The 24,746-nt window shown below is 62.9% G+C and carries 23 protein-coding genes; 6 read left to right on the top strand and 17 right to left on the bottom strand.

Annotated elements, in window-relative coordinates:
• Positions 1-4: 4 nt before the first annotated feature.
• A complete protein-coding gene (locus L1069_RS15075; protein ID WP_237456210.1) occupies positions 5-1,684 on the top strand; it encodes an adenylate/guanylate cyclase domain-containing protein in 1,680 nt (559 codons plus the stop codon).
• 220 nt (positions 1,685-1,904) lie between these two features.
• The gene (locus L1069_RS15070) at positions 1,905-3,980 is read left to right on the top strand and encodes a bifunctional sulfate adenylyltransferase/adenylylsulfate kinase (protein WP_129370213.1); all 2,076 of its coding nucleotides are present in this window, start codon (positions 1,905-1,907) and stop codon (positions 3,978-3,980) included.
• Between the two features lie 71 nt (positions 3,981-4,051).
• Here L1069_RS15070 and L1069_RS15065 read toward each other — a convergent pair whose 3' ends face one another.
• The 5 genes from L1069_RS15065 to L1069_RS15045 form a co-directional block, all read right to left on the bottom strand.
• Positions 4,052-5,251, bottom strand: coding sequence for a 50S ribosomal protein L11 methyltransferase (locus L1069_RS15065; RefSeq protein ID WP_237456209.1), 1,200 nt, complete (start codon positions 5,249-5,251; stop codon positions 4,052-4,054).
• 215 nt (positions 5,252-5,466) lie between these two features.
• Positions 5,467-6,351 carry a PhzF family phenazine biosynthesis protein gene (locus L1069_RS15060; RefSeq protein WP_129370211.1) on the bottom strand — a complete coding sequence of 295 codons (885 nt, stop codon included), beginning with the start codon at positions 6,349-6,351 and terminating at the stop codon, positions 5,467-5,469.
• A complete protein-coding gene (locus tag L1069_RS15055) occupies positions 6,351-7,493 on the bottom strand; it encodes a hypothetical protein (RefSeq protein WP_237456208.1) in 1,143 nt (380 codons plus the stop codon). Before L1069_RS15055 ends, L1069_RS15060 begins: the two co-directional genes overlap by 1 nt.
• A gap of 115 nt (positions 7,494-7,608) precedes the next feature.
• Positions 7,609-7,833, bottom strand: a complete 225-nt coding sequence (locus tag L1069_RS15050; protein ID WP_129370209.1) for a DUF1150 family protein — start codon at positions 7,831-7,833, stop codon at positions 7,609-7,611.
• 5 nt (positions 7,834-7,838) lie between these two features.
• Positions 7,839-8,252, bottom strand: a complete 414-nt coding sequence (locus L1069_RS15045) for an Hsp20 family protein (RefSeq protein ID WP_205877370.1) — start codon at positions 8,250-8,252, stop codon at positions 7,839-7,841.
• Positions 8,253-8,433: 181 nt separating this feature from the next.
• Here L1069_RS15045 and L1069_RS15040 point away from each other — a divergent pair, with 181 nt between their 5' ends.
• Positions 8,434-8,658, top strand: coding sequence for a YdcH family protein (locus tag L1069_RS15040; RefSeq protein WP_129370208.1), 225 nt, complete (start codon positions 8,434-8,436; stop codon positions 8,656-8,658).
• A gap of 179 nt (positions 8,659-8,837) precedes the next feature.
• Here L1069_RS15040 and L1069_RS15035 read toward each other — a convergent pair whose 3' ends face one another.
• On the bottom strand, positions 8,838-10,877 hold the full coding sequence (locus L1069_RS15035; protein ID WP_237456207.1) for an NADH:flavin oxidoreductase: 2,040 nt from the start codon (positions 10,875-10,877) through the stop codon (positions 8,838-8,840).
• A gap of 237 nt (positions 10,878-11,114) precedes the next feature.
• On the opposite strand from L1069_RS15035, the gene L1069_RS15030 reads away from it, so the two are divergent.
• A complete protein-coding gene (locus L1069_RS15030) occupies positions 11,115-12,398 on the top strand; it encodes a solute carrier family 23 protein (RefSeq protein ID WP_237456206.1) in 1,284 nt (427 codons plus the stop codon).
• A 39-nt stretch (positions 12,399-12,437) separates the two neighbouring features.
• Here L1069_RS15030 and L1069_RS15025 read toward each other — a convergent pair whose 3' ends face one another.
• The gene (locus L1069_RS15025) at positions 12,438-12,752 is read right to left on the bottom strand and encodes a DUF1272 domain-containing protein (RefSeq protein ID WP_237456205.1); all 315 of its coding nucleotides are present in this window, start codon (positions 12,750-12,752) and stop codon (positions 12,438-12,440) included.
• A gap of 271 nt (positions 12,753-13,023) precedes the next feature.
• On the opposite strand from L1069_RS15025, the gene purE reads away from it, so the two are divergent.
• Together purE and L1069_RS15015 are read left to right on the top strand one after the other, a co-directional pair.
• A complete protein-coding gene (gene purE, locus L1069_RS15020) occupies positions 13,024-13,512 on the top strand; it encodes a 5-(carboxyamino)imidazole ribonucleotide mutase (protein WP_237456204.1) in 489 nt (162 codons plus the stop codon).
• Positions 13,505-14,581 (top strand): 5-(carboxyamino)imidazole ribonucleotide synthase, encoded by a 1,077-nt coding sequence (locus L1069_RS15015; RefSeq protein ID WP_237456203.1) that lies wholly within the window; start codon positions 13,505-13,507, stop codon positions 14,579-14,581. The genes purE and L1069_RS15015 overlap by 8 nt, the downstream gene beginning before the upstream one ends.
• 63 nt (positions 14,582-14,644) lie before the next feature.
• On the opposite strand, the gene L1069_RS15010 is transcribed toward L1069_RS15015, so the two are convergent.
• The 10 genes from L1069_RS15010 to L1069_RS14965 all read right to left on the bottom strand — a co-directional run bounded on the left by L1069_RS15010 (position 14,645) and on the right by L1069_RS14965 (position 24,621).
• On the bottom strand, positions 14,645-15,145 hold the full coding sequence (locus L1069_RS15010) for an RNA ligase family protein (RefSeq protein ID WP_343328060.1): 501 nt from the start codon (positions 15,143-15,145) through the stop codon (positions 14,645-14,647).
• A 267-nt stretch (positions 15,146-15,412) separates the two neighbouring features.
• Entirely contained in the window at positions 15,413-16,561 is a 1,149-nt protein-coding gene (locus L1069_RS15005; protein ID WP_237456202.1) for an alpha-D-ribose 1-methylphosphonate 5-triphosphate diphosphatase, read from the bottom strand.
• Positions 16,558-17,322: an alpha/beta hydrolase gene (locus L1069_RS15000; protein WP_237456201.1), complete on the bottom strand. Its 765-nt coding sequence runs from the start codon at positions 17,320-17,322 to the stop codon at positions 16,558-16,560. The genes L1069_RS15005 and L1069_RS15000 overlap by 4 nt, the downstream gene beginning before the upstream one ends.
• Before the next feature lie 52 nt (positions 17,323-17,374).
• The gene (locus tag L1069_RS14995; RefSeq protein ID WP_237456200.1) at positions 17,375-18,259 is read right to left on the bottom strand and encodes a DMT family transporter; all 885 of its coding nucleotides are present in this window, start codon (positions 18,257-18,259) and stop codon (positions 17,375-17,377) included.
• Positions 18,260-18,388: 129 nt separating this feature from the next.
• Positions 18,389-18,664 (bottom strand): hypothetical protein, encoded by a 276-nt coding sequence (locus L1069_RS14990; RefSeq protein WP_237456199.1) that lies wholly within the window; start codon positions 18,662-18,664, stop codon positions 18,389-18,391.
• Positions 18,665-18,677: 13 nt separating this feature from the next.
• A complete protein-coding gene (locus L1069_RS14985) occupies positions 18,678-20,417 on the bottom strand; it encodes a calcium-binding protein (protein ID WP_237456198.1) in 1,740 nt (579 codons plus the stop codon).
• 163 nt (positions 20,418-20,580) lie between these two features.
• On the bottom strand, positions 20,581-22,233 hold the full coding sequence (groL, locus tag L1069_RS14980) for a chaperonin GroEL (protein ID WP_129370197.1): 1,653 nt from the start codon (positions 22,231-22,233) through the stop codon (positions 20,581-20,583).
• A 64-nt stretch (positions 22,234-22,297) separates the two neighbouring features.
• Complete coding sequence (locus L1069_RS14975) at positions 22,298-22,585, bottom strand: co-chaperone GroES (RefSeq protein ID WP_027258120.1); 288 nt, start codon at positions 22,583-22,585, stop codon at positions 22,298-22,300.
• Between the two features lie 185 nt (positions 22,586-22,770).
• Positions 22,771-23,772, bottom strand: coding sequence for a 2-oxoglutarate and iron-dependent oxygenase domain-containing protein (locus L1069_RS14970; RefSeq protein ID WP_237456197.1), 1,002 nt, complete (start codon positions 23,770-23,772; stop codon positions 22,771-22,773).
• 156 nt (positions 23,773-23,928) lie between these two features.
• Positions 23,929-24,621 carry a DUF2161 family putative PD-(D/E)XK-type phosphodiesterase gene (locus tag L1069_RS14965; protein WP_237456225.1) on the bottom strand — a complete coding sequence of 231 codons (693 nt, stop codon included), beginning with the start codon at positions 24,619-24,621 and terminating at the stop codon, positions 23,929-23,931.
• Between the last annotated feature and the right edge of the window lie 125 nt (positions 24,622-24,746).

Raw genomic sequence — 24,746 nt, 5'->3', positions numbered from 1 at the left:
CGGGGTGGCAAGCGCACTCTGGCAAGGCAATTGGATCAGCCGCACCCGGATCATCACCGGGCTGGTGCTGCTTACCTATGCCTTCTTCCATTTCATAAACATCGGCCTGGGGCTGTTGTCGCCCGAATGGATGGATGACTTCCAGGACATCCGCCAGCTGATCACCCGCAGCCGGGCAGGCGGCCTGATCCTTTATGCCTCGCTGATCCTGCACGCGGGCCTTGCCTTGTGGAACCTGGCCCGCCGCCGCAGCCTTAGGATGCACTTCGGCGAGGGGTTGCAAACCCTGCTGGGCCTGCTGATCCCGCTGCAGCTGCTCAGCCATCTGGTGTTCACCCGCTATGCGCATGAAATCTACGGCGTCAACGATGAATACCCTTATCAAATCGTGCTGATGTGGGCCTCCCCTGAGGTTTGGCAGCAAAGCGCGCTGCTGCTGGCGGTATGGATCCACGGCTGCATGGGCCTGCACTACTGGCTGCGCCTGACCCGCTGGTGGCGGCCGCTGATCCCCTGGATGGCCGGGCTGGCGGTCTTTATTCCCGGCTTTGCCCTGGCGGGTCTTCTGACCGAAGGCCGCCGCATCTATGACCTGTTTACCGAAGGCAGCCGGCGCGCCGGATTGATGGCGGATTTCAACTGGCCCAGCCGCGAGGATTTTGCCGAACTGGTCCAGGCCGACAGCCGCTGGTTCACCGGTTTCCTCATCCTTTTGGGACTGACATCGGCGGCCCATCTGCTGGCCCGGCTGCTGCGCCGCCGCCGGGCAGTGCAGATCCGCTATGCCTTCGGTCCCGAAATCCGCGCCGAACGCGGCATGACCCTGCTGCAGATGTCCCAGGCCAACGGGGTCCAGCATACCTCGCTCTGCGGCGGCAAGGGGCGCTGCACCACTTGCCGGGTAGTAGTGGACGAAGGCGGCGATCACCTGCCGCCGCCCGCCCCGCCAGAGGCCCGCAGCCTGGAACGGGTCAAAGCCCCCGCCAACATGCGGCTGGCCTGCCAGATCCGGCCAGAGGCGCCGCTGACCGTCACCCGCATGTTCCGCCCCGACGGGCAAAAGGGCCGCGCCCATGCCAGCCAGGGCAGTGAACAGCAGCTTGCCATTCTGTTTTTGGACATGCGCGGCTTTACCGCCCGCACCGCCGGCCAGCTGCCCTATGACGTGGTGTTCCTGCTCAATCGCTTCTTTGACGCCATCGTGCCCGCCGTCACCGGCGCCGGCGGCACCGTGGACAAATACCTTGGCGACGGCCTGCTGGCTTTGTTCGAGGCCCGCTCCCCCGCCCGCTCGGCCCAGGCCGCATTGGACGCCGCCACCGCCATCGGCCATGCGCTGCAGGACTTCAATGCCCAGCTGGCAGCGGATGGCGAACCCGAGATCCGCATTGGTATCGGCATCCATCTGGGCGAGCTGGTTCTGGGCGAAATCGGCAGCGCCGGCCATGCGCCGCGCACCATCATCGGCGGCAGCGTCAACACCGCCAGCCGGCTGGAGGCCAAGACCAAGGATCTGGGCGTCGAGCTTCTGATATCAGCCCGCGTGCTGGAAGCCGCCGGGTACGACTCGGATCATCTGGCGCTTGAGGCCTTTGAGCTGCGCGGCGTTGCCGAACCGCTCCAGGCCCTGCCCGTGGCCTTTGCTGCTGCCCTGCCGCGGACCCTGGCCGCAGAACAGCGTTAAGCCGGCCGCAGCCTGCGCAAAACACCTGTCCGCCGCTGCCAGACAAGCCGGACAGGCGGCCCGCATCAGCCCGCCCAAGGTGGATAACCTGCCGTCCGCCCTGCCCCGTTGCAGCAAAACAACGCAGCAGAAAATCGCCAATCCTTCGGAATTTGCACTTTGCTTTGCTGACAAACCATGCAATGCGTTCACGCGTGAACACACTTTGATCCGTTGAGCCGTGCCAGAAACCCAGACCATATCCACCCCTGACGAGGAAGATCTGCTCTTCCGGCTCCTGCGCCAGCTTGATGCGGCGCCGGATGCTTCGCAGCGGGCCACGGCTGCTGCGCTGGGGATTTCGCTAGGCGGGCTGAACACGCAATTGCGCAGTGCCGCCGAATCCGGCCTGATCACCATCAGCAGCCGTTCCGGCCCCGACAAACGCCAGCGGTTTGCCTATTCGCTGACCACCCGGGGCGCGGTGGAAAAAATGCGTCTCACCGATCAATTCCTCGCCCGCAAGCTCGCAGAATACAACGCGCTGCACGCGGAACTTACAGGCGCGGCAAGCGGCCTGCCCCCTCTCAAACACAGGACTCATCCTATGCAAAGCAACCTGGCTCCCATCCCAGAGCTCTATGTTTCCTACGAAAGCGCGCAGAAACTGAAGGTCGAAGCAGCCGGCCTGACCAGCTGGGACCTGTCCCCGCGCCAGATCTGCGACCTGGAACTTCTGATGAACGGCGGTTTTAACCCGCTCAAAGGGTTCCTGTCGGAAGACGACTATAACGGTGTTGTCGAGAACATGCGCCTGGCCGACGGCTCTCTGTGGCCGATGCCGGTCACCCTGGATGTGTCCGAAGACTTTGCCGGCAGCATCGAAATCGGCCAGGACATCGCCCTGCGCGACCAGGAAGGCGTGATCCTGGGCACCATGACCGTCACCGACCGCTGGGAGCCGAACAAATCGCGCGAAGCGGAGAAGGTGTTTGGCGCCGACGACGATGCGCACCCGGCTGTCAACTACCTGCACAACCAGGCCGGCAAGATCTACCTCGGCGGTCCGGTCACCGGCATCCAGCAGCCCGTGCATTATGACTTCCGCGGCCGCCGCGACACCCCGAACGAGCTGCGCGCCTATTTCCGCAAAGTCGGCTGGCGCAAAGTGGTTGCGTTCCAGACCCGCAACCCGCTGCACCGCGCCCACCAGGAGCTGACCTTCCGCGCCGCCAAGGAAGCCCAGGCCAACCTGCTGATCCATCCGGTTGTCGGCATGACCAAACCGGGCGATGTGGACCATTTCACCCGCGTGCGCTGCTACGAGGCGGTGCTGGACAAATATCCGGCTGCCACCACCTCGATGTCGCTGCTGAACCTGGCCATGCGCATGGCCGGCCCTCGCGAAGCTGTCTGGCACGGCCTGATCCGCGCCAACCACGGCTGCACCCACTTCATCGTTGGCCGCGACCACGCAGGCCCGGGCAAGAACTCGGCTGGCGAAGACTTCTACGGCCCCTATGATGCCCAGGAGCTGTACCGCGCCAACCAGTCCGAAATCGGCTGCGAAATGGTCGATTTCAAGCACATGGTCTATGTGCAGGAGCGCGCCCAGTACGAGCCGAACGACGAGATTGCAGATCGCGACAACGTCACCATCCTGAACATCTCCGGCACCGAACTGCGCCGCCGTCTGGCCGAAGGCCTGGAAATCCCCGAGTGGTTCTCCTTCCCCGAGGTTGTGAAGGAACTGCGCCGCACCAAGCCGCCGCGCTCCAAGCAGGGTTTCACCGTGTTCTTCACCGGCTTCTCCGGCTCCGGCAAATCCACTATTGCCAACGCGCTGATGGTCAAGCTGATGGAAATGGGCGGCCGCCCGGTGACCCTGCTGGATGGCGACATTGTACGGAAAAACCTCAGCTCCGAGCTGGGCTTCTCGAAAGAGCACCGCGACCTCAACATCCGCCGCATCGGCTACGTGGCGTCTGAGATCACCAAGAACGGCGGCATCGCAATCTGTGCCCCGATCGCGCCTTATGCCACCACCCGCCGCGCCGTGCGCGAAGACGTCGAAGCCTTCGGCGCCTTTGTCGAAGTGCATGTTGCCACCACGATCGAGGAGTGCGAACGCCGCGACCGCAAGGGCCTGTACAAGCTGGCGCGTGAAGGCAAGATCAAGGAGTTCACCGGCATTTCCGACCCCTACGACGTGCCGCAGAACCCCGAGCTGTCGGTTGAGACTGAAAACGTCGACGTCGACAACTGCGCCCACCAAGTGCTCTTGAAGCTGGAAAGCATGGGGCTGATCTCCGGCTGATCCGGACAGCCTGAAGAAACAAGAAAGCGGCCCGCCCTTTGGCGGGCCGCTTCCGTTTCCAGTCAGCCTGCTTAGTGGTAAGACTGCGCCTGATTGCCGGAACCTTTAGCAATCTGCGGAGCCTGGACCGCACTTTCCGCTGGGGTTATCCGGTCGCGGACGCGCAGAGTGTACCCGCCCTTGCGTGCCCCGGTCACCCACAGGGCAGCAGATTCCGCATCCCCGGCGCGGGGTGCCAATCCGTGCACCGACAGGCTCAGCTGCGACGCGTCATGCTGCGCGGTCACCCGCAACTGCGCGCCGGCCTCCGCAAACACCGGCTGATCCAGCAGAAACGCCGTCCGCCCCCAATGGCCGCCGGACTGCAAGCCGTTTGACACCAGAATGCCGGGGGCCAGTTCCATCTCAAAACTGACAAAGACCGCATGGATGGTGCCGGCGCCTGCACAGATGAGATCTTTGGCGGCCCGCGCCGGGTTAATGTCCGGCCGGGTGAAATCAAATTGAAACAGGTCCTTTGCCATCCCCAAAGGCCGCAGCGCACAGGTTTCCAGATCATTCGGCGTCAGCTGGGCAACGCGGGCAAAGGGGTGAAAGGCGCTCAGATCAAAGCCCTCCGCCTCCTGCGGCCGCCACAGATCCAGCAGCCCGCTGCATTCCACCGGTTGCGCTTTCAACGTTCCCCGTTCAGGCACCGCCCGCGCATCCGGTTTGGCCAGCGCGCCCATGGCATGGGTCAGTGTCGCCAGCGCCCCCTCACCCAGCAATACAGTATCGACGATCTCTGAGATCACCACATCCGCTTGCTCCGGCATATCCTCGCCTATGACAATATCGTGGGACCATTTCGGAATGACCGTGATCCGGCTGCTCAGCCCGTTATCCGCGATAACCTGCTCCGCTGCCCTGGCAATCAGCGGCTGCTGCTCGCAGGTGTAGACATGTTTTGCCCCGGCCCGTGCTGCCAGCATTGCCGTAAGACCCGCACCGCAGCCGATATCCAGCACCACATCCCCCGGCCGCACCTTGGCCGCGATGGCCTGGGCATAGGCCCGGTTGCGGGCCTTGTCCGCAAGCATCGGGAAATGCCAGCGGGGCACAAACGCCTGATGCAGCCGCTCCTGCAGCACCTGCGCTTCGTGGTGGCAGGGGTCTGCCGCCAGCGCGTCCGATAGGATATGCGATGTCCGGATGCCGCCGTCGCCCAGGGATTCGGATTTTGCCAGCCGGACCAGCCTCTCTGCTTCTTTTGTGTCCGGATGCCGGCGCAATTGAGGCGGTTGGGGCGTCTGATTTTGAAGCAATTCTTACTTTCCCTATTTTGAGGCAAATGCGGTTTTTTGAGACTATCCGCCATGCGCCTCTAAAATTCGGTAAAGGAAAAGCGCTTGCTGCCCGCCCCGCAGGGCCATGGCCGCCGCCGTGCCGTTATGGCGCCGGACCCGCAGCTGGATCCGCCAGGAAGCGCCTGCAGATCCCCTGAAACCTAAACGGTGTCCGGCAAATCCACCGTGCCGCGCATCAGCACAAAGCCTTCGCCCGCCACCTGCACGCCCTCAATCGCATCCGCAGACCCGATCCGCACCACCCGTGCCTGGCCGGGACGGCCAAGGCCATGGCCCTGCTCGGCGGTAAACTCAGACCTTTCCATCAGCCCGTGGCGCCACAGATACGACGCCATGGCGCCGGTCGCGGAGCCGGTAAAAGGGTCCTCCGGCGGGCTCGGCGGCGCCATAAGCAGGCGCGAAAACGTATCACCGGCCTCTGTCGCGCCCTCCAGCACCACCAGAAACGGCTCCATCATGTCGATGCCATCGGCACCCAGGGAATTGCCCAGCGCTGCCAGCGCCTCCAGGTTCAGCTCTGCCGCCTCCAGGGCCGCGCGGTCGCGCAGGACCGTCACGCAGAACGGCAGCCCGGTCGAAACCTTCTGCGGGCGGCCCATGATCGCCTCTACCGGCAGCGACACCGCCGCCGCCACCAGCGCGGGATCGGCAAAGGGGCCGAATTCAGGCGCCACCTGGGTCATCGAAATCAGATCATCCTCCAGCGTCACCGGCACAATCCCCGCCCCGGTTTCCAGCGTGATGCTGTCCCCGGCGATCAGCCCCCGGTCCCGCATCGCCGCCACCGTCGCAATTGTCGGATGACCGGCAAAGGGGATTTCGCGGCTGGCCAGGAAATACCGCACCTTCACATCCGCCGCGTCGGACGGGCCAGTGAACGTGCATTCCACCAGCGAGGTCTCCCGCACGAAAGCGGTGCAGACAGACTCGGGCAGATGTGCCGCCCCATGCACCACCGCGCAGCCATTGCCGCCAAAAGCGCGGCCCGAGAAGGCATCCACCCAGTCAAAATTGAAGTCCGTCATCACGCGTTCCTCCGCCGCATTTGCGCAATATAGGCCTTTGCAGCCCCCGGTGTCTTGCGCAGTTCCATGACCTGCGCCTCGAATGCGCTCAAGCCGGTGCCGAATGTATCCTGAAATGCCTGATCCCAGCTCTTGCCGGTGCTAAGCTGCCTCCAGAACCCAAACAGGGCATCCTCGCCATGTATCCGGGTCAGAATATGCACTGCAAAATGCGAAAAGTCATAGTCGCCTTCGGTACGGACCGTCCTAGGTGCCCGCATTGCCTTTAGGTTTTGCGTCGATTTCAGGGACGCATCCTGCAGCTCGGACAGACCCGGCGCGCGCAGGCGCAAGGCCTTCTTGCCAAATCGCGCCGCCACCAGCTCGGCGCTGCCCTCCACCAGCCAGGAGGGCCCCATCCGGCGCCGCACCGCCGCACCGTTGAACCCTTCTGCACGGCCACCGCCCAGTTCCGCCTGCACCAGATGCATGTATTCATGCGCCATCATTGCCCCCAGCCATTTGCGCGAGCGCTTAAGCCAGGCCTTGTCCGCCTGATGCGGATTGTCCCAGCAGATATACATGAATTTCAGATAGGCCGCCCCCGCGACGCCAAAGGGTTTGTTGCAATGGGCGGCAATAGATGCATCCGGGTTGAACCGGGCGCTGGACATCTGGCTGAGCAGACGGCGCACATAGGTTTGAACCGTCTTGGTATTTCCTGCAGCGGCGATGCCGATATTGCCGGCTAGTACGATACCGTATTCCCTGTCCATGAACCGCAGGGTCCGTTTATAGGCCTGCCGGACGCCTTTTTCCGCGTTTGGCGAATCTGCCAGAACCCGGACCTGCGCCGCTGACGGCAGGTGCTTTTCCAACCCGGATTTCAGCGCCGGCAGCTCCCTGCACCAATGGATCGCGGTTTTCTGCGTCAGCGCAGGCAGGCCCGCCAGATGCCCGGCCTTTGCCGCGGCGGGTATCTGCCGCAGGGACGTCCAGGCGCGCAGTGTGGCCTGCGACAGCACCCCGTCACGGCGGCCGGGATCATATCCCAGATCCGCCAGCTGCCCCTGCACGCATTTGACAAACGGATCGGCAGCAGCGGGAGCGGCCAGCAGGGCAAATCCCAATGCAGCTGCGATCGGGCGGATTGTTCGGAACATCAAATGCGCCTTCCTTGAACCTGGTGTCTTCAAAACAATTCAGGCCCCCAAAATGGGAGCCTGCTGTTGGGAAAATCAAGCGCTTTCGGGCGGATGCGCCCCGGCTACCCGGACGTCAATGCACCGAAACCGGTGTCATGTCGTTCTGCCGGGCCAGCACATAGGCCAGATGGCGGTCGGCCACCAGCGCCAGCTGGCCGCCTTCCGCGTCATGCACCGCATAAAGCTGCGCATGGCCGCCCGCGCTGTCCTGCACGTCTTTGGGAAGATCTGCCACCGCAACCGCCTTTACATAGACGGTCCGGTCTGCGCCCTGGCTGAAATCAAACGGTGTATGCATTGCTCTTACCCCTTTTTGATGTTGATTGTCTGAACCACGGTTTCGGGCCGGGCACGGGTCAGATCCACATGCAGCAACCCGTTTTCCATCACCGCCTCGCCCACTTCGACGCCATCGGCCAGCACGTACATGCGCTGAAACTGGCGCGCCGCAATGCCGCGGTGCAGGAACACCCGCCCCTCGCTGTCGTCGCGCTGGCGGCCGCGGATCACCAGCTGGCGGTCCTCGACGGTGATCGCCAGGTCCTCTTCGGCGAACCCGGCCACGGCCAGGGTGATGCGGTAGGAATGGTCGGAAGTCTGTTCGATATTATAGGGAGGATAGCCTTCGTTGCCCGATTTCGCCGAGCGTTCCAGCAGGCGTTCCAGCTGCTCGAACCCCAGCATATGCGGGTAAGAGCCCAAGGTAAGTTTCGACACGGTGTTCGTCCTTTATGCCAAAGCGACGGATGCGCGCGGCCCCGTAACAGGCGGCCGCTTCCAGAAGAATATGGGAAGTTCTTGCTGGTTTCACAAGAGCATGTGCCCATAGGTCTAGCGGAAAAGCAGTTAAGGAAGTATCTTCAGCCTCACTTCATTCCTAAGCTTTACTGAGTCGCCAATGAACGCACCCACAGATGTGTCGATGAAGACAGATGAGGTCCTCAAGGTTGAGCTGGAGGTTTTCCGCAGGCAGCACCGTGATTTGGACGAAGCAATCGGCGCGCTGGAAGAGCGCCCGACCAGCGACCAGCTGACAATCCGCCGCCTGAAGAAACAAAAGCTCATCCTCAAGGACAAGATCGCCTTGATCGAAGACCGGCTGACCCCGGATATTATCGCCTGACAGTGCCACAGGCACCAGGCAGGCCCGCGCCCAAACCGCCGGGCCATAACTGCAGAACGCAGTGCCTTAACAGTTTCGACAGGGCCTCCCGCCCCCTTTTCCGCGCAGCCGGCTGCACCGGAAGGTGTTGGGCGTGGCAGCGCGCCTGACGGCGCGCTGCGGTTCCGCTTGATTGCAGATTACAGATCCTTGCAGAGTCTCAGCGCATCATAGATGGCGGCGTGCATATTGCGCCCTGACACCGCATCACCGGCCCGCGCCAGCCAGAAGCTGCCCTGCGGATTGATGGCGGCAAAAGGGCTGGTTCCGGCAATCATTGCCTGGTGGTCCAACTGACCCAGGTTGCGCGACTGCGGCTTCAGCGCATGGTAAAGATCATCCGCCGGAGTGATACCATGTTCGCTGACCACATGATCCGCCACCCGCTCGGTCACTTCCCCGGTCAGGACATGGCGCAGGGTGATACGTTTGCGGCGCCCGTCTGCGGCCACGGAAACCACCTCAAGAAAGCACTCCAGCGCCACCCCCTGCCGCGCCAGATCACGCAGCACCACCGCCGAATTGGTTGGCCCCAAGTCATGCGCCGCCACCCGGTCCGGCGTCACCAGCGTGACCGAACAGCCCGCCCGTGCCATCACATCCGCCGCAACCAGCGCGGCGTGATCGCCGCATTCATCCAGCAGCAGAACCGCGCCCGATACCCTTGCCTCGCCGCCCAGCACCTCCCAGCTGGAAGTGATCAAATCACCGCCGGGGATCTCCAGTGGCTCCGGCCAGCCGCCGGTCGCCACGATCACTGCGTCCGGGTTTTCGGCCAGCACGTCGTCTGCCTCGGCGTAAGTGTTCAGCCGCATCTCCACGCCCAGCCGCTCCGCTTCCGAGATCAGCCAGTCCGCTACACCCCAAATCTGGCGCCGGGTCGTGCCTTTGGCCGCCAAGACGATTTGCCCGCCAAGCCGCCCGCTCGCCTCAAGCAGCACCACCCTGTGGCCGCGCTCCGCCGCAACCCGTGCCGCCTCCAGCCCCGCCGGGCCGCCGCCGGCCACCACCACCTTGCGCCGCTCCCGCGCAGGCGGGAGCACATGCGGCATCACAGCCTCGCGCCCGGTTGCGGCGTTATGGCCGCAGACCGCGGGCTTGCCCTGGTTCACCCGGTCGACGCAATAACCCAGTGCCACGCAGGGACGGATCTGCTCCTCCGCGCCGCGCTGCAGCTTTGCCACCAGATGGGGGTCGGCCATATGCGCCCGCGTCATGCCGATCATATCGGCCTGGCCTTCGCGGAGGGCATGGCGGGCAGTGGCAATATCGGCCACGCCGCCGGCATGGAACACCGGCAGATCCACCGCCGCGCGGATCGCCCCCGCCACATTCAGATCCGGCGCCGCGGGCATCCCCATCGGCGCCACCCAGCCGGCCAGCCCCAGATCATCATAAGGCGCGCCCGCAAGCACGTTCAGGAAATCCACAGCACCCGCCGCAGCAATTTTCTGCGCCGCAGCAAAACATTCACCCGCGCTGAGGCCCCCTTCCGACAGCTCATCGCCGGTGACCCGCATCCCCAGGATCAGATCCGGCCCCACCGCCGCGCGCACCGCCTCCAAGACCTGCAGCGTCAGCCGCAGCCGGTTGTCCAGCGAGCCGCCGTAATCATCCTCGCGCGTGTTCACCAGCGGCGACAGGAACTGCCCCAGCAGATGCGAATGCGACAGCAGCTCAATCCCATCGAACCCGCCTTCCCGGCAGCGCAGTGCCGCGGTGGCAAAATCGTTGATTATACGGGAGATATCCTCCTGCTCCATCACCTTTGGAAAAGCCCGGTGCGCCCGCTCCCGCCGCCCCGACGGCCCCAGCACCGGCAGCCAGTGCCCGTCATCCCAGGCGGTGCGCCGTCCCATATGGGTGATCTGGCACATCACCGCCGCGCCATGCTTGCGCACCCCATCGGTCAGTTTCTTGAACCACGGAATGATGCTGTCATCGCCCGCATAGAGCTGCCCGAAGACAGATGGGCTGTCCGGCGCGATATTGGTCGAGCCGCCGATCATCGTCAGCGCAATGCCGCCCCGCGCCTTTTCCTCATGATACAGCCGGTAGCGGTCGCGCGGATGGCCGCCCTCCTGGAACGACGGAGCATGGGCTGTGCTCATGATCCTGTTGCGCAGGCTCAGATGCCGGATTTGCAGCGGCTGCAGGAGAGGGTCATTGTCCAAGGTCATAGGTCGCGGTCCATTAAATGCAGCCAAGTGCAGCAGGCCCGGTCTGACCGTTATCCGGCTTGCAGAAAACCGGCAATTTCCCGGCCCCGTTGCGACACCTTGCCCGCGATTGGCGGAATCTTCGTCTGACCGGATGGTCAAAGCCGGGTTTTCCGTTTACCAGCAGCCGGATTTTGTGCCCGGCCTCCACTCCGGAGCCTCCCGCGCAAGCGGCTGAACCAATGAACGAGCATCACCATGACCGCCACCAGCGACCGCACTCCGGTGTCTGAAGCCCAGGACGCCGACTACAAATTCTCCCCGAAACAGGCGCTGACCGGCGCCCAGATGCTGTTTGTCGCCTTCGGCGCGCTGGTGCTGGTGCCGCTCTTGACCGGGCTCGACCCCAGCGTCGCCCTGTTCACCGCAGGACTTGGAACGCTGATCTTCCAGGTCGTCACCCGCGGCCAGGTGCCGGTGTTTCTGGCGTCGTCTTTTGCCTTCATCGCGCCGATCATCTACGGCGTGCAGACCTGGGGCATGGCGGCGACCACCGGCGGGCTGGCAGCGGCGGGCCTTCTGTATGTGGCGCTCAGCTTTGCCATCCGCGCCTTTGGCGCGGGCTTCATGCACCGGCTGCTGCCGCCCGTGGTGGTCGGCCCGGTGATCATGGTGATCGGCCTGTCGCTGGCGCCGGTGGCGGTCAACATGGCCACCGGCCTGGCCGGCGACACCCAGGTGATGCCGAAAAACACCGCCCTTCTGCTTGCAGCTGTTGCCCTCGGCACCACCATGCTGACCGCTATTCTGGGCCGTGGGATCATGCGCGTGGTGCCGATCCTGGCCGGCGTCGCTGCCGGCTATGGTGCCGCGCTGATCCTCGGCGCCGTCACCGGGCAATCCCTGGTGGATACCGCTCCGCTGGCCAGCGCCGCCTGGTTCGCGGTCCCGGATTTCGTCGCGCCCGAGTTCAATCTGGCCGCCATCCTGTTCATTCTGCCCGTCGCCATTGCGCCCGCGATTGAACATTTCGGCGACATCATGGCGATCTCCAATGTGACCAAGCGCGACTACATGGAGAAACCCGGCATCCAGAACACCATGCTGGGCGACGGTCTGGCCACTGCCGCCGCGGGCATCTTAGGCGGCCCGCCCAATACCACCTATTCCGAGGTCACCGGCGCCGTCACCCTGACCCGTGCCTTCAACCCGGCAATCATGACCTGGGCGGCGATCTTCGCTATCGCGCTGTCATTTGCGGGCAAGCTGTCAGGTGCGCTTGCCACCATCCCGATGCCGGTGATGGGCGGCATCATGATCCTGCTTTTCGGCATGGTCACCGTGGTCGGCCTCAGCGTGCTGGCCAAGCTGGGCGACGCCCTCACTGATGCGCGCAACATGGTGATCATCTCCACCGTGCTGATCATCGGCCTCGGCGGGCTGACGCTGCAATTCGGCGAAGGCTTCACTCTCGCGGGCATCGGCCTCTCCGGCGTTGCCGGCCTCGCGCTGAACCTGATCCTGCCGAAACAGCGGGACTGATCCCGAAAGCAACCGGAGCCGCCTGCCCGGCGGCTCCGCTCACCGCTCTTCCGGTTTCATATCCCGGATCCTTGCCACATGCGTGGCAATATCCTCGCGGGTGAACTTCGTATGCACCCGTTCCGTCGAGGCCGGATGGTTCCCCAGCCCCAGCTTCAGCTCTGCCCGCCAGGCCTTCCCGGGCCGGATCGGCCGCGGCGCAAAGCCGCCGCCGCAAGTGGGGCAAACATTGTCCAGCACCTGCTCCACGCAAACCGCGCAATAGGTGCACTCATAACTGCAAATCCGCGCGTCCGGTGCATCCGGTGGCAGATCCTTGTCACATAGCTCGCAATTGGGGCGTAGCTCCAGCATCGCATCCTCCCTGTTCCAGCCGCCACCCTGCCCCCGGTTCCGGCCCTGCACAAGCCTCCCGCGCCGCGCCGCCGCGCGGCGCCACGCCCAACCGCAAGGCGGTGCAGCTTGCCTGCATTCGCGCGCGGGCGGGAGCTTGCCGCCTGCGGCATAGCGCCAGAGCCGCTGAAACAAAGCAAATCCGCCCGTTTTCCGCGACAAGCCGGATTGCGCCAATTCCCAGTTTCCCTATAGTGCGCGCTCCACAAGCCGCGACAGGAGCCACCAAGCCATGGCCGACATCAAAGTAGGCATCATCATGGGCAGCCAATCCGACTGGCCCACCATGAAGGAAGCCGCCACTATCCTGGATGAACTGGGTGTTGAGTATGAGGCCAAAATCGTCTCCGCCCACCGCACCCCGGACCGGCTGTGGAGCTACGGAAAATCCGCCGCGGACCGCGGCTTGCAGGTGATCATCGCAGGTGCCGGCGGTGCGGCCCATCTGCCCGGCATGGTCGCCTCCAAAACCCGCGTCCCCGTTGTGGGCGTGCCGGTGCAGACCCGCGCCCTCTCAGGCGTCGACTCGCTGTATTCCATCGTGCAGATGCCCAAGGGTTTCCCGGTTGCCACCATGGCCATCGGTGCCGCCGGTGCTGCCAATGCAGGCCTGATGGCCGCAGGTATCCTGGCGCTGCAAGACGCGGATCTTGCCCAGCGCCTGGACGATTGGCGCCAAGCCCTGTCTGCTTCCATCCCCGAGGAGCCCTCCGATGACTGAAGCCCTGCAGCCCGGCGCCACTATCGGCATTCTCGGCGGCGGCCAGCTCGGCCGGATGCTCTCGGTCGCGGCCTCCCGCCTTGGCTTCAGGACCCATATCTTTGAACCAGGGCTTAACCCGCCCGCAGGCCATGTCGCCGATCAGGTGACCACCGCCGGATACGAGGACGCCGCCGCCCTGGCCGCCTTTGCCGCTTGCGTCGATGTGATCACCTATGAGTTCGAGAACATCCCCACCTCCGCGCTCGACATTCTGGAATCGCACAAACCGATCCGCCCGGGCCGTGAAGCCTTGCGTATCAGCCAGGACCGGCTGACCGAGAAAAACTTCCTGCAGGACCTCGGCCTCCAGACCGCGCCATTTGCCGACATCAGTGATCAGGCCAGCCTCGACGCCGCCCTGGCAGAGACCGGCGCCCCCGCGATCCTGAAGACCCGCCGTTTCGGCTATGACGGCAAGGGCCAGGCCCGCATCAAGGCACCGGAAGACGCTGCCGAAGCTCTCGCTGCCATGGCAGGTGCGCCGTCGGTCCTAGAAGGGTTTGTTACTTTTACCCACGAGGTCTCGGTCATCGCCGCCCGCGGCATCAGCGGTGAGATCGCCTGTTTCGATCCCGGCGAAAACGTCCACCGCGACGGCATCCTGCACAGCACCACCGTGCCTGCGCGCCTCAGCAAAAGCCAGCGTATGGACGCGGTGCTAATGGCGGGCAAGATTCTGAATGCGCTCGATTATGTCGGCGTTCTGGGGGTGGAACTGTTCGTCACGCCCAAAGGCCTGATCGTCAATGAGATCGCCCCGCGCGTCCACAATTCCGGCCACTGGACCCAGAACGGCTGCACCGTCGACCAGTTCGAACAGCACATCCGCGCCGTCGCGGGCTGGCCGCTGGGCGACGGCCAGCGGCATTCCGACGTGGTGATGGAAAACCTGATCGGAGATGATGTGGACCGCATACCCGAGCTCGCGAAAGAACCCGATTGCGCCCTCCATCTCTACGGCAAGCTTGAGGCCAAGCCAGGCCGCAAGATGGGTCATGTGAACCGGGTGGTGAACGCGCAGGACTGAAGGATTGGGGCGCTGCCCCAAACCCCGGGAGTACTTAAGACCAGAAAGAAGCAGGCGGCGGTCTCAGATGAGACCGTTTCTGATGATTTCCGCGTTCATCCAATGCACATCAGTCTGCACATGATCCGCGCGAACGTATTTGGCCAGCAGCCTCTGCATTTCCGCCTCGGAAAAACCTCTGGCTGTTCGGATCACACAGCCTTCCTGCCTCTCCAGATCCAACCCTGAAATGGTCTCGTGCAGCACCTGCGCGGATGGCGGTCCGCGGTACAGCACCGGCACGCTCGTAATCCCCAGCTCTGCGAACCGGACCAGGGTTTGTTGCCAGGGCTGGATAACGCCGTCCAAGATCCAGGCGAACCCCAGAAAATAGCTGGGCAGTGCCTCGTAGGCGATGGCATGGCGTGCATAAAGATACTCCCCGACAATCCGTTCCCTTTGCGCCAAGCCCGGCGAGACGCCCGCGGCAAAGGCCTTCATCCAGTCCCGTGACGGGTGATACCGCGCATCCGGGCTGCGCGGATGGCAGCCGCCGCTGTGGATCGTGGTGTTTTCCCCATCCATCTTCTCGGGATGATCACCTCCGGTTCGGCCAGCAGGGCAGAAGTATCCAGCATGATCTTGTCATCACTGGCGGCGCCGGGCGATTGCGGCAGATGAAAGGTGCGTCCGTATTTCCGGGTCATGCCAGCAGAAATCCACAAAAGGAAATGTCTTCCGGTGCACCCTATCCGGGGCATCCGACGGCAGCAAGGCAGGCCGGTGAAATCGGCCCCGCCGGTTTCACGCGCCGCAAAGAGGGCCATCCGGCCTGATGCGCGGCGCTCCCCCTCAGGCCAGGAAGCGGGCGGCAACATCCCCCGACATATAGCTGACCCGTCCACCCGACAGTGTCGCCGCCACCCGCTGCGTTTCCTTGTTCAGCACCACTATGTCAGCCCTCTTGCCCGTCTCCAGCCGCCCGCGGTCGGTCAGTCCCAGCACCTGTGCAGGCCCGTCCGATACCAGCCGCCAGGCACCGCTCAAATCCATCAGGCCCGAGCGTTCCAACATCAGCGCCGCCCGGCGCGGGCTGGGATAGTGGTAGTCGGAAGCCAGCGCATCGCACAGCCCCATGGCGATCAGCTCAACGGCGGAGGCATTGCCCTTGTGGGAGCCGCCGCGCACCACATTGGGCGAGCCGAGGATCACCGGATCCCCTGCATCCCGTGCTGCTTCGGCTGCCTCAAGCGTTTCCGGAAACTCGGCAATCCGGGCGCCGCGGCCGCGCCAGACAGCGCGGTCTTCGGCGGTTTGGTCGTCATGGCTGCCAAGGCGTACGTCCAGCACCGTCAGTTCGCGGCACAGCGCATCCAGCCTGCCCGGCACCTCAGCCCGGCGCGCGTGCATGTCCTTCAGCATCTGCCAGTGAACATCCGGGTTGCGCCCCGCCTTCAGCGCCTGGCCGGTGAGGCGCGGCGGTTTTTTGCCCTGCGCCAGCCGCTCATGCGGCAGGTGATCGTTGAGCACCACATACGGCACCTGCCACTCCGCCACTTTGGCGGCGAGCCCGGCGTAATCCTCCAGCATGTGGATCTCAAACCGCAGCTGAGGCAGCAAATCGGTCACCACAGAACTGCGCACCGTTTTGATACCCTCAAACACCTGACCGGCAAACTCCGGGCCGCGCAGGCCGCCTTCCCAGGAATAGAACTGCGCCAGCACCGCGGTGGTGATGCCATTGGCCGCCAGCTCTGCCTCGGCGGCCACAACCCCTTCGGCCATCTGCTTCATCGCGCCCCGGCGCGGCGCCAAATGGCGCTCAAACCCGTCGCCGTGCAGATCCACGATCCCCGGCAGCACCAGATAGCCTGTCAGGTCCGCGGCGCGCCCCGAAGCTGTCTCCGATACCAGGCCGCCTGCGATGGCAATTTCGCCGCCGCGCTCCAACCCGCCAGGGCGCAGCACATCGCCGCCTTGCAGCGTCAGTTCCAATGTCATTTCTCTGCCTCTGCGCAACCGCCATTCAGCTGGCAAGCCTCAGCGATGATCTCTTCCACCGCCGCTAGCCAGGTCAGCGACGGTTCAAACCGCCCTTCCTCCAGGAAATGCAGCGTCTGCGCCATAACCTGCGGGCTGTTCATCATATAAGTATGGGTGACCGGCAGCGTCAGATGCGCCGCCATGCCATCCGCCTTGGTGCTGGCGACCGAGACCTTGCCGTCATCCGCCCCCGGTATAAGGGCGGAGAACAGCGGGTTCAGCGTCTCGCTGCCCGCAATCACCCCCAGTTGAAAATCAACCGGCGGCAGTTGTTTCGGCAAACTCTCTGCCCCGGTTCCCAGCTGCAGGCCCGCAGGGCCGTTCAGCAGGCCGAAAACCTCCCAATCGCCCAGCTCATCCACCAGTTCGCTGCCCTGGTTCGGCGGGCCCATCATCACCACACGGCCCAGGTTCTGCGGATGGTTGCCCTGCAGCAAGTAGCGCAACAGGATACCGCCCATCGAGTGGGTCACCACATGGGCTGTCTCTTCGCCGCAGGCAGAAAAGGCCTGCGGCAAGGTCTCCTCCGCCAGCACCTGGATGGTCTCCTCGGTGGAGGCATAGCCGGGCCGCACAACGCTGTAGCCGCGCGACTGCAAGACCTCCTCGAGCACCACAAAAGACGCCTCGCTGCGGGCCAGCCCGTGCAGCAGGATCACACAATCAGCCGCAGCGGGCAGCGGCAGCAGCGCCGCAGCAGCGGCTATCAGGGATTTCATCGCAATACGCATGGGGATCAGATAAGCGCAAATGGCGGGTGGTGAAAGCCCCTCAGCCGGCCTTGCCCGGCTCCTGCCGCGCAGCCTGCCCCGGTCCGCCCCGCACCACCAGCGCAATCCCCCCCAGCACCGCAACCGACCCGAACACCAGCCGCAGCCCGACGCTCTCGCCCAGCAGCACCGCCCCCGCAAGGATTGCAATCACCGGCACGCTCAGCTGCACGGTGGCCGCCACCGCTGGCAGCAGTTGCGGCAGCACCCGGTACCACAGCGCATACCCAAGCCCCGAGGTCACCGCACCGGACAAAACGGCCAGAAACACCCCGTGCAGGCTCACCACCGTGCCGCCGCCCGCCAGCAGCAGAACCGGCAGCATCATCACACTGGACCAGGCGAAATTCACCGCCGTGGACACTAACGGCGCCTGCACACCGCGCCCCAGCAGACTATAGATGCCCCAGCCCAGCCCGCTCGCGGCCATCAGCAATGAAGCGGTTAATGGCACTCCAGCGCCTTGTGCAGGCCAGACCACATAGGCCAGCCCTAGAAGGGCCGCCACAGCCCCGGCGGCCTGGGCCGGCCCTGGCCGGCTGCCGCGCACAGCCCCCCATAGGAACATGGATATCTGCACCACCCCGAACAGCACCAGCGCCCCCAATCCTGCATCAAGATCCTGATACGCCAGGGTAAATCCCGCCATATACAACGTCAGCGCCGCTCCGCCCCACAGGCTGGAAGAACGCAGGATGCGCTCCCGGCTCCAGGTCTCCAGCCCCCGGATCCAGCACAAAGCCGCCAGGGTCAGCGCCCCGGACACCAGCCGCCACAGGCCGAAACCCGTGGCATCCATATAGCCGCCGCCAACCGCGGCCCGGCCCAGGATCGAATTTGCGGCAAAGGCCAGCATGGTGAGAGAGACAAGCAGAAACAATCGCATAAGATGCCAGCTACAATGGAGCCGCCTGCCAGGCCAGTGACTTTTCCGTGTCAGCAGCAGTCCGGCGGCAGACACGCTTCTTTCTGGGCCAAAATACTCCCGCCGGAGGCAGGCCCGCCCTGCGGGTCTTCAGCGGCGGTCCTGAACATAGTCCAGATCCAGATCCGGCAACCGCTCCAGCGGGTAATCCGGATGCAGGGTCCAGATATTGTCGTGATCCAGCTCCAGCGGCCGCAGCGTGCCGCCCGGAAACGCCCGCGTGCGCAGCGCCAGCGCAATGTCCGACATCGCGCCGGGATTGTCGCGGAAATAGGAATGGCCCGCGCCCCCTGCCCCTTCCACCCGGATGAAATGCACCAGCCCCACCTTCTTCAGCGCGGCCAGTTCACCGGGGGCGGATTCCAACGCATCCGGCCAATCAGGTGAAAATAATATCATCAGCCAGGGAGGAAAGATCGCTCACACCGCGGATCTTGAGAATATCCCCGCCGCCAAAATCCAGAATTGCCAGGTTATCACCGGCCATACGCCCATGGGTTTCCAGAATTTCTGCAGCGTTCAGCTGCTCAATTCCCAGCGCAAACTTGTCCAGAACCAACGTGTCTGTGCCGTCGTTGAATTTTGCAATTTTATCCTTGCCGGTGGAAAAGACAAAATGATCCGCGCCTGCGCCGCCCTTCAGCAGGTCATCGCCGCGGCCTCCATCCAGCGTGTCATTACCCCTGCCCCCGATCAGAACATCCTGACCCTTGCCACCTGCGAGCCGGTCATCGCCGCCGTCACCTTCCAGCCGGTCATTCCCGTTCTGCCCGCGCAGATTGTCCCGGCCTCTGCCACCGTGGATGTTATCATCTCCGGACGAGCCAGACAGCCGGTCATTGCCGCCGCGGCCGCTGATGTTGTCGTCCGCGGCAGATCCTCGCAATATGTCCCGCCCGGTGGTTCCGACCAGGTGCGGTTCGAACATCCGGATATAAACCCCTGAACTCCCGTCTCCCGGAAAGCCTTCCCAGACCGAGACTATCTGGCCGCCTTCAAGAACAGTGATATCAGAGTCAAATTGAAATTGTCCCGGCGCGGAAATCTCGCTGACCCGAACCGGAGCACCGGCCTTTTTGCCGTCTGCATCATAGCGCTGGATATAGGTGTCTTCCTGCCCGCCATCGTCTGCATAACCCGGGATTGTATCCACTGTGTAAGTCAGAACAAATCCGCCATCTGCCGTGGCGGCAAGCCTGGGCTCATAAACATCCAGCCCGGAAACTTTTGTATAGACCGGCTCAGAAATTGTTTCAAATCTGTATGGGCCATTCTCGTAAACCTGAACCACAACTTGGTTCACACCGTCAACTACCGTCCAGCCAGCCACGACAAATCTGTCATCTTCCAGCGCCTCCACAGAAAAGATACCGCTGAAATCTTCTCCTAAAAGGAGAGCGGAAGAATGACCTTCAAAGTAGACCTCTTTCGTAAGAACCAGCCCCTCGTTTCGCGAGGAAGTCCGGTTTCCGTTACTGTCGTATTCAGGATACTGCCACACGACCAGAATTTCACCGTTTTCCAAGGTCGTAACCTGCGGGAAGCGCGAGTTATACATAGAGTACAGAAGCGACTTGTCGGTCTCGACTTCCTCGCCCGAACTGTCAAATTCCCTTGAACGAATTTCTAGGGTTTCATAGTCCACACCATTAGCTGTCCAAACGTGGAAGCTGTCCCAAACCACGATGAAGCCGCCGTCCTCCGTCGCGGAAACGTCGGGCCAATCCTGGTCTCCATAGGTGAACTCGTTGACCGTAAATTCCTCTGCCCGCGGAACGCCATCCGCTCGGATCATGCGGGCCTTCACTTCCTGAACATTGTCCTCTCGGTCATATTCCCCCCAGACAACAACCCACGAGCCATCGCTCAGAACTTCGACAACCGGGTTGTAATTGGTATAGGACCTGTCCGTATTCAACCGGACATTTCTGCCTACAGGAGTCCCATCCGCATCATAAACCTGCTGATAGATATCATTCCTGTCGCCCTTGGCATTCAGGGATTCCCAAACAACAACAAAACCGCCATTGGGCAGGGCCGCAATGCGGGCGTCATCCTGTTCGTTTTTGGTGATTGAATTGACCTGAATATCATCGGTGGCTGGCACAAGGTAAGACATCAAGTATCCCGCAAAAATTGAATGAATTGTCAATGAATCATCCCCTGCACACTAAATGCAACCGTTTCACCCAGACAACAAAAAAGGCCGCCAGTCCGGCGGCCTTTCCTGAATTTCTGACGCTCAATGAGCAACCGGTTTTCCAGATGAAAAACCGTGCGGTTTACATCATGCCGCCCATGCCGCCCATGCCGCCCATGTCGGGCATGCCGCCGCCGGCAGCTGCGCCTTCTTTGGCGGGCTTGTCGGCAACCATGGCTTCGGTGGTGATCAGCAGACCGGCAACCGATGCTGCGTCTTCCAGAGCGGTACGCGCCACTTTGGCCGGGTCGATCACACCGAAGGCGAACATGTCGCCGTATTCTTCGGTCTGAGCGTTGAAGCCAAAGGAGCTGTCGGAGCTTTCGCGGACCTTGCCGGCCACAACAGCACCGTCAACACCGGCGTTTTCGGCGATCTGGCGCAGCGGCGCTTCAATCGCTTTGCGCACGATCACGATACCGGCGTTCTGGTCAGCATTGGCGCCTTCCAGGCCTTCCAGTGCTTTACCGGCCTGAACCAGAGCAACACCGCCGCCGACGATCACGCCTTCCTGCACAGCTGCGCGGGTCGCGTTCAGAGCATCGTCCACACGGTCTTTGCGCTCTTTCACTTCCACTTCGGTCATGCCGCCGACGCGGATCACGGCAACACCGCCTGCCAGTTTGGCAACGCGTTCCTGCAGTTTCTCACGGTCGTAGTCAGAGGTGGTTTCTTCGATCTGAGCGCGGATCTGGCCAACGCGGGCTTCGATCTCGGCTTTCTCGCCTGCACCGTCGACGATGGTGGTCTCGTCTTTGGTGATTTCGATCTTCTTGGCCGAACCCAGCATGTCCATGGTCACGGACTCAAGCTTCATGCCCAGATCTTCGGAGATCACTTGGCCGCCGGTCAGGATTGCGATGTCCTGCAGCATGGCCTTGCGGCGGTCGCCGAAGCCCGGTGCCTTGACAGCAGCAATTTTCAGGCCGCCGCGCAGCTTGTTGACAACCAGGGTTGCCAGCGCTTCGCCTTCAACGTCCTCAGCAATGATCAGCAGCGGCTTTTGCGACTGGATCACCTGCTCCAGCAGCGGCACCATGGCCTGCAGCGAGGAGAGTTTCTTTTCGTGCAGCAGGATCATGCAGTCTTCGAGATCTGCAATCATCTTGTCGGCGTTGGTCACGAAATAGGGCGACAGGTAGCCGCGGTCGAACTGCATGCCTTCGACAACAGTGGTCTCGGTTTCCAGACCCTTGTTTTCCTCGACGGTGATCACGCCTTCGTTGCCGACTTTCTGCATCGCGTCAGCAATCTGCTGGCCGATTTCAGCTTCGCCGTTGGCAGAGATAGTGCCGACCTGGGCAACTTCAGCGGAGTCTTTGACTTCGCGGGCCATCTCTTTGATGCCGGCAACAACGGTCGAGGTCGCCAGATCGATGCCGCGCTTCAGGTCCATCGGGTTCAGGCCCGCTGCAACCTGCTTCAGGCCTTCTTTGACGATGGCCTGGGCCAGCACGGTGGCGGTGGTGGTGCCGTCGCCGGCTTCGTCGTTGGTGCGGGAAGCAACTTCCTTCACCATCTGGGCGCCCATGTTCTCGAACTTGTCTTCCAGTTCGATTTCCTTGGCAACCGACACACCGTCTTTGGTGATGCGCGGCGCGCCAAAGGATTTGTCCAGAACCACGTTGCGGCCTTTGGGGCCCAGGGTCACTTTCACGGCGTCAGCCAGAATGTTGACACCGTTCAGCATGCGGTTGCGTGCGTCGGTTGCGAATTTGACGTCCTTAGCAGACATATTTCATTCTCCTCGAGAATTTCTGTTTGGCAGCGATAATAGGGGGTCAGAGAAGCCGGGCGGCTTACTCGATGATCCCCATGATGTCGCTTTCTTTCATCATCAGCAGTTCTTCGCCGTCGACGGTGACCTCGGTGCCGGACCACTTGCCGAACAGGATCTTGTCGCCAGCCGAAACAGCCATCGCAATCAGCTCGCCGCTGTCCTTGCGTGCGCCTTCGCCGGTCGAGACGACTTGGCCTTCGCTCGGCTTTTCTTTTGCGCTTTCGGGGATGATCAGACCGCCCGCGGTTTTTTCTTCGCTTTCGGTGCGACGCACCAGTACGCGGTCATGAAGCGGTTTCAATGCCATCTTTGCAGCTCCTTAAAGGCTCAAAGGTTGTTATCCTTTGCCCCGCTCCCTGGCAGGGCAGTTATCACTCACATCTGCTGAGTGCTAACGAGGGGAAGCTAGGAATGCCCCCCTTCCTTGTCAACACGGAATCGGCAAAAAAATGAGGGCGCCGGCGCGCCCTCTGCTGTCTTCGGAATTTCCGCTTATGCCGCCTTGTCTTTCAGGTGTGCAAAGCTGTCCTTGAAGCGGCTGAACTTATGCGCGCCGCAGGCCACCGGCTGATACCGCGCCGGGTTTTCCGCGCTGACGCAGCTGTCCAGCGGCTGCACCACAGCCGCCGCGTCCGCATCAATAAAAAACGGGATCGAATAGCGCTCGCGCCCCGAGGCATTCACCACCCGGTGCAGGTTGGCCAAGTAAAGATCATTGGTCAGCCGCTGGATCAGATCGCCGATGTTGATCACAAAAGTCCCGGCAATCGGCGGCCCTTCGACCCAATCCCCATCGCGGTTCATCACCTGCAACCCGCCCACGTCATCCTGCGCCAGGATGGTCAGGCTACCGTAATCCGTATGGGCGCCGATGCCCATCACGCTCTCATCAATCTGCCCCTCTTGCGGCGGGTAATGCAGCAAGCGCTGGATGGTGATCGGGTCCTGCATCCTGGGCGCAAAGAAATCCGCCTCCAGATCCAGGCTGACCGCAATCGCCCGCATCAACCGCTGCGCCAGGCCTTTCATCTCCTGATGATAGCCATAGACCGCGCGCTGAAACTCCGGCCGTGCCGCAGGCCACAGATTGGCGCCGAAAAACGGCGCGGCACCGCCGGGGCATTCCGGCCCGATGTCAAAACACTCCTTCAGATCCTTGGTCTTTTTGGGGTCGGTGTTTTCCCCGAAAACCTCGATATAGCCGCGCAAGGCCATCCCGGATTTGGAGATGTGCAGATCCATCTTGTCCTGCAGCGGCAGATCGAAGAACGCCCGTGTCTCATCAAAGGCGCCGTTCACCACCGCTTCCGGCACCCCGTGGTTCCTGACGTAAAAGAACCCGGCGTTGGTCAGCGCCCAGCGGATTTCCTTGGCGACCTGAAACAGGCTGCCGCCGTTGTTCAGCGCGCTGATGTCGATCACCGGGATCTTGTCGAATGAGACCCGCTGCGCGCGCAGGCGGTCCTGCAGCCGGTCGATGTCCTGATGTGCCATTGCTGTCTCCCCTCATGCAAAGCTGCCCACCTCATCGGCCCAGAGGCGCGCAGGCTCAACAGGGAAAAATCGCAACTGAGTTGACTTAAAATCATCTGAACCTCGTAATGCGCGATGAGATAAAGGCAATTGAAGAATCAGATGCACGGATCAAATTCACCCGGACACCTCATCCGGCGCTTCATCTTCCCAGCTGCCTGCCCAATGCACCAGCCCCGCACGGCCCGCATCCGTCAGCTGATAGATGCCGGTCGCCACCCGCTCGAACCAGCCGTAATGATTGCTGGCCATCAATTGCGTGGCGCGCGCAACACCGGTGACTTTGGCAACAACGGCCCCCTTGCAGGCGCCCGCAACGGCCAGATGCGCCGCACAGGCCAGCGCATCCTGGCGGTAGGCCGTAACAATGCCATGCCGGGTGGCGCCGCCCGCATTGGGATCGCCGCGCAGGGTCTGAAACTCGCGCAAAAGCCGTGCCTGCTTCTTCTTTGACTTTCGCGGAGCATAAGGCCCGGGGTCGCAATGCACCTCTGCCCGGCCGTCCGCCAGCACCGTGATCAGCCCCAGTCCCAGCCGCCGGCACAGGGCCAGATTGTCCTTCATCATCCGCCGCGCCTGCCGCCCTCCGGGCCGCGGCACCGCGATATAGACAAGGTCGGTGACCGCCAGCCGGGCCACTGCCTGGTGAAACAGCGACAGCGAAAACTTCAGCTTCAGCTCGACAATCACCATTGGTTCGGCGCCGCGGACACCCACCACATCGGCGGCCCCCACCTCGCCCTTCACCTCATAGCCCTGCCCTTCCAGCAGCGCCTTCACCGGCGCATACAGCTGATCCTCGCGTTCCATCGCCCATGACTGGCAGGTCGCACCGCCGTTGGCAATCCGCGGCACGGATTTGCGGCCCAGACGCAGGGTTTTGCATTGCCGCCCCCGGCGCCGCACCCTAGGGTCATACATCCAGGCTGCTGTTC

The organism is Leisingera sp. MMG026, assembly GCF_021654205.1.
Classification (GTDB): domain Bacteria; phylum Pseudomonadota; class Alphaproteobacteria; order Rhodobacterales; family Rhodobacteraceae; genus Leisingera.
Note: the sequence above shows the minus strand (reverse complement) of the source record. Positions and strands in the feature narration are given on the sequence as shown.